This window comes from Methylophaga sp. UBA5088, from assembly GCF_002414625.1.
Lineage (GTDB): Bacteria > Pseudomonadota > Gammaproteobacteria > Nitrosococcales > Methylophagaceae > Methylophaga > Methylophaga marina.
Genome location: NZ_DIAC01000010.1, coordinates 69,264 through 73,417 on the forward strand (window position 1 = coordinate 69,264; position 4,154 = coordinate 73,417).

The 4,154-nt window shown below is 43.5% G+C and carries 6 protein-coding genes; 5 read left to right on the forward strand and 1 reads right to left on the reverse strand.

Annotated features, from left to right (window positions below; all coding sequences use genetic code 11):
- Nucleotides 1-364, forward strand: a 364-nt coding sequence (locus tag B4K20_RS01175; protein ID WP_289281583.1) for a lysozyme, incomplete at its 5' end; no start/stop codon positions are given.
- A complete protein-coding gene (locus tag B4K20_RS01180; RefSeq protein WP_289281584.1) occupies nt 361-855 on the forward strand; it encodes a lysis protein in 495 nt (164 codons plus the stop codon). The genes B4K20_RS01175 and B4K20_RS01180, both read left to right, overlap by 4 nt.
- A 29-nt stretch (nt 856-884) precedes the next feature.
- Here the strand turns inward: B4K20_RS01180 and B4K20_RS01185 are convergent, their stop codons facing one another.
- Nucleotides 885-1,016 carry a hypothetical protein gene (locus B4K20_RS01185; protein ID WP_289281585.1) on the reverse strand — a complete coding sequence of 44 codons (132 nt, stop codon included), beginning with the start codon at nt 1,014-1,016 and terminating at the stop codon, nt 885-887.
- Nucleotides 1,017-1,868: 852 nt separating this feature from the next.
- Here B4K20_RS01185 and B4K20_RS01190 point away from each other — a divergent pair.
- The 3 genes from B4K20_RS01190 to B4K20_RS01200 all read left to right on the forward strand — a co-directional run bounded on the left by B4K20_RS01190 (nt 1,869) and on the right by B4K20_RS01200 (nt 3,644).
- Nucleotides 1,869-2,369 (forward strand): MarR family winged helix-turn-helix transcriptional regulator, encoded by a 501-nt coding sequence (locus B4K20_RS01190; RefSeq protein ID WP_289281586.1) that lies wholly within the window; start codon nt 1,869-1,871, stop codon nt 2,367-2,369.
- Nucleotides 2,370-2,419: 50 nt separating this feature from the next.
- On the forward strand, nt 2,420-2,815 hold the full coding sequence (locus B4K20_RS01195; RefSeq protein WP_289281587.1) for a YybH family protein: 396 nt from the start codon (nt 2,420-2,422) through the stop codon (nt 2,813-2,815).
- A 157-nt stretch (nt 2,816-2,972) separates the two neighbouring features.
- Nucleotides 2,973-3,644, forward strand: coding sequence for a TorF family putative porin (locus B4K20_RS01200; protein WP_289281588.1), 672 nt, complete (start codon nt 2,973-2,975; stop codon nt 3,642-3,644).
- Nucleotides 3,645-4,154: the final 510 nt, after the last annotated feature.

The window sequence follows — 4,154 nt, forward strand, 5'->3', positions numbered from 1 at the left end:
CGTGACTGATGAGCCTGTGATTGTGGGTGAGTATTGGTCACAGGAAAAATGCGATCGCGTTATGAGCGTATCACTTGGCAGGGTACAAACAAAATTACTTGATTGCCTTGGCTTTCTGCCACCACAAACTGTTTTTGATGGGCTATCAAGTCTTGCTTGGAATGTGGGCTATGTTAAAGCGTGTAATAGTCAGTCAGCTAAATATGCAAGGCAAGGTAAATACAAGAAAGCGTGTGATTTACTGGCAACGACATTCTCAGGCAAACCAAACTGGTCATATGCAAGTGGTCAGTTTATTCAAGGCTTATATAACCGAAGACAAGATAACCGAGATAATCTCTGTTTAGCAGGACAGTATCAATGAATCCCCTTAAGCCGTACATTTTGATTGGCTTGTTTTTCTCTGGGTTAAGCATTGGTGTCGGCACGGGTTGGTGGATTAACGGATTGATTAAAAATGCTGAAATATCAAACCTAAAAACAGCACACAGCAACGAGTTAAAATCCATATCTGAAGAAGCACTAAACACACAGCAATCATTACAAGCCGAACTCGACGCTAACGAAAAGCTATGGGCCACTGCTGAAGCCATCCAATACAGGAAACTACGTGATGCAGAAAATGAAATTAATCAGCTTCGTGATGATGTTGCTGCTGGGCGTAAGCGCCTGCTCATCAATGCAACCTGTCCAGCCGGTAGCGACAACGTGCCCGAAACCAGCTCCGATACCAGCATGGGCGAAAGAGCCGCCCCCAGACTTACTAAAGACGCTGAACGGTATTATTACACCCTCGTCGAGCAAATAGTAACTATGACAGCCCAGCTTCGGTATTATCAGGCAAGGTGCGAGTAACCAATCAGTTACTCGCTTGCCAGGCTATATTAATAGCCCCTCAGCCCACTAGATAGCTGTTCCGATTCTTTTAACAGGATCTCAATTAACTTTTTCATTTCTTCGTTTTTTGAGTTATCCGCTAACTCCCTCAACTCATTAACTGTTTCCTTTGAAAGCATATCCAATCTCCTTATTTTGACGAAAAAAATACTTTCGCCACGATTTAAAATAACTTTATCAAACAAATAGATAAAATTCTCTTTTTTCACACTTGGCGAAAGTGGATTGTTTGCTAACTATCTAATTTTGCGTGAATATTTGGCGGCCTTCTAAGCCGAGGGTAGCAGGTTCGAGTCCTGCCGGGCGTACCAACACTTATCTATAGCAGACAATTCAGCGGAAGTGCTCACTCACTTTACTTTCGCCATGCATCGGCCTACCGATTTATTTATTGTGTATCTCAGAACAAATTGATCATGTGAAGCTTCAGTATCTTACGATAGTTCAATTCTGCCAAGAAAATCTGGGTTGTGATTTTGCCAACCAATTGAGCACATTTGATGCCGGGTTTGACCTTCCCTTGAATTATACGCCGCCTCTTGAACATCCCAGGCGAGCCGCATAATATATCTAAATCTCCTCTTTGCCCATTATCGGGCTTATTTGAAGTGTCCGCAAAGTCAGGTTAGAACCCGGATTTGGTGCTCTGAGTTGCGCGTCTGTGGATGTTTTTTGTTCGTCATAGCGCTTCCTTTCTAGCAATATCAATTAGTTACACATAGAAAAATCTATAAACAATCCATGGAATACGATGATATTCCATGAAACCTCATGACACACGCTGTGTGCCCTAAGGTGTTGATATTGCTATTTACTACACTGTGAAACGTTGTGATGTCTGCATCACAATTTGGGACTAAAAAACTCATCTAGGGAGTCCCATCATCCACATGGCATGAATTTTTGGAAGGGTGAAAGGCCAGACTAAATAAATCTTGCAATTAGTTAGCTAACTAACTATAGTGGGAAACATGTTGGAGCTTAAAGATTTACCAGACGCGGACATCCTTAAGAAATTTGCTGATCGGTATCCCGAAGTAGATATTGATAGGGTCATGCAGTTTCTAACATTCTTGCGTGTTGGCACAGATCTCTCAAACGGCCTAGACCGCTACCTAGAGGCGCATGCTTTATTGCAAGGACGATGGTGGGTACTGGTGCTATTGATGCGAGAAGATGATGGGTGTTCTAGCCCATCCAAGCTGGCAGGAAAAGCCGGTGTCAGTCGCGCCACTATGACTGGACTCCTAAATAGTCTGCAACGTGACAAATTAGTCACCAAAATGGTCTCGCATGAGGACCGCAGACAAACACTGATCAAACTTACTACAAAAGGTCAGGCGAAACTTGATGAAGTGATGCCCGAATACTACCGGCGAGTCAACCAACTGATGTCAGTCTTGACAGAGGCGGAGAGCAAGACGCTTATGCAGATCCTGGCAAAATTGAACCAGCAGCCTGTGTTTTTATGAGTACTTTTTTATATATTTAATTAGCATCCTAACCAACCAGGAGGTTACCAATGAAAGAATCGAGAAAGAGTTCAAGAGAAATTGTCAAGAGTGCCAATCAACAGTGGAATCAGGCGCTTAACCAAGGTGAGCTGGAAAGTCTGATTGATTTATATGGTGATTCGGCGACCGTCTCGCCAGGCGATGGCACCTTGCTTGAGGGCCATGATGAGATAAGAAAATTATTCTCAGGCTTTATCGAGGGTGGTGTGCACAATCATCAGATTGAAACAGTGAAAATTATTGATGCTGAGACGCAAATTACCCAAGTAGGTTATTGGAAAGCTGAAGGCGTTAATGCCGATTCACAACCAATCGAGTTTGGTGGAGTGTTAGTTACTGTTCTGGAACAAAATGATGAGGGTGAATGGCAGCTGCAGTCTCATGTTTGGAATGTAACACCTTAAAAATATATCAATTTTTTTGCAGATAATACCGGCTTTCATGAGCTAATTTTTATAAAAGTTACGTTCCCTGATACTCATCAGGAGTTGGGCAGATATGGGGCATGTTACAAAATATGGGCTATTGAGGAGATTTTGCCTGCTTATCATTATGATAAGTGTGCCCGGAACTTCCTTCGCTGAGACATCAGTCAGTGCCAGTCTAAAATCGAAATATATTTGGGGTGGCGTACTGATGGGGGATGGCGCTGTCGTTCAGTCTGACCTCAAATATACTTCTGAAAACGGTCTGTTTATCGGGGGAATGTTTTCTACGCTGGATTTTAGCAATTCCGGTAATAACCAACTTGATGTAAAAGCAGGGTACAGTGGTTCAGTGGGTGGGCTTGAGTATGAGGCTGGTTTCGTCAGGCATGGCTTCACTGGCGATGCCCCCACTGATGAGGACGCCGGTGTCCTGAGAACTTTCTTTTCAGGTTCAATTGGAAGTTTCAATTTCATTTTGAAAATTCCGCTTAACGATGCCAGCTGGACCTCGACGGGGGATATTTATACCAATATCGGTTTGGTGAAGACATTCCCGGCCGACTTTCATGTCAGCATCAGGGCAGCGGCGTATTATTTCGCTGATGATGCGGTCTTTGATAATGGCATGGTCGCTTTTGAGAAGAAACAGTCATTTGCTTTTCGCAATGCCACATTGACTATTGAGCATGCAGTTACCGGAATGCCTCTGGATTTAGGACTACATTATTCAATTGGTGGCGAGCGCCGCAATGGCATTGAGCTGGATGACCATGTCTGGATTAGTCTTAATATGCATCTCCCATGAAAACGTTGATGTTTTTTCACTAATTCTTCTAATGTTAGGAGGTAATTGAGTAAATCAGGCCGTTCAAATAATGTTTTATGTAGCCATGATTCACTGAACGTTGGTTCAGTAGCGAACTCCAACTCTCAATGGCGAGATATTTTGTTCGACTGACCTGTTCCACACTTTCTAATCCACCAAGTCCGTCCTCAGTCCCAGCTTCAGGCGGCGTGTACTGGTTCACTTAAGCCGGACACCATTTTGCGGGGAGGGGCAATATAAACATTATGGTGGATTCAAAGGGGGGAAGGACCGGTTCATTTAATGGCAAATAACAATGAAGCAGTTGCAATTATTTGAGCTAATATTACTTTCGCCATGCAATTCCAGTCCGCTTTAATTCAGTGCCTTATGAGCATAAAATAAGCGTTTTGGCGAAAGTGAAAGCGAGCCTAAGTCATTGAATGAATTATATTCCTCTGTGGCCTTCTAAGCCGAGGGTAGCAGGTTCGAGTCCTGCCGGGCGTACCA

What these genes read in the sequence shown, in the direction of transcription:
- B4K20_RS01180 (WP_289281584.1), top strand. Translation starts at nt 361, where the DNA reads ATGAATCCCCTTAAGCCGTACATTTTGATTGGCTTGTTTTTCTCTGGG.
- B4K20_RS01185 (WP_289281585.1), bottom strand. Translation starts at nt 1,016, where the DNA reads ATGCTTTCAAAGGAAACAGTTAATGAGTTGAGGGAGTTAGCGGATAAC.
- B4K20_RS01190 (WP_289281586.1), top strand. Translation starts at nt 1,869, where the DNA reads ATGTTGGAGCTTAAAGATTTACCAGACGCGGACATCCTTAAGAAATTT.
- B4K20_RS01195 (WP_289281587.1), top strand. Translation starts at nt 2,420, where the DNA reads ATGAAAGAATCGAGAAAGAGTTCAAGAGAAATTGTCAAGAGTGCCAAT.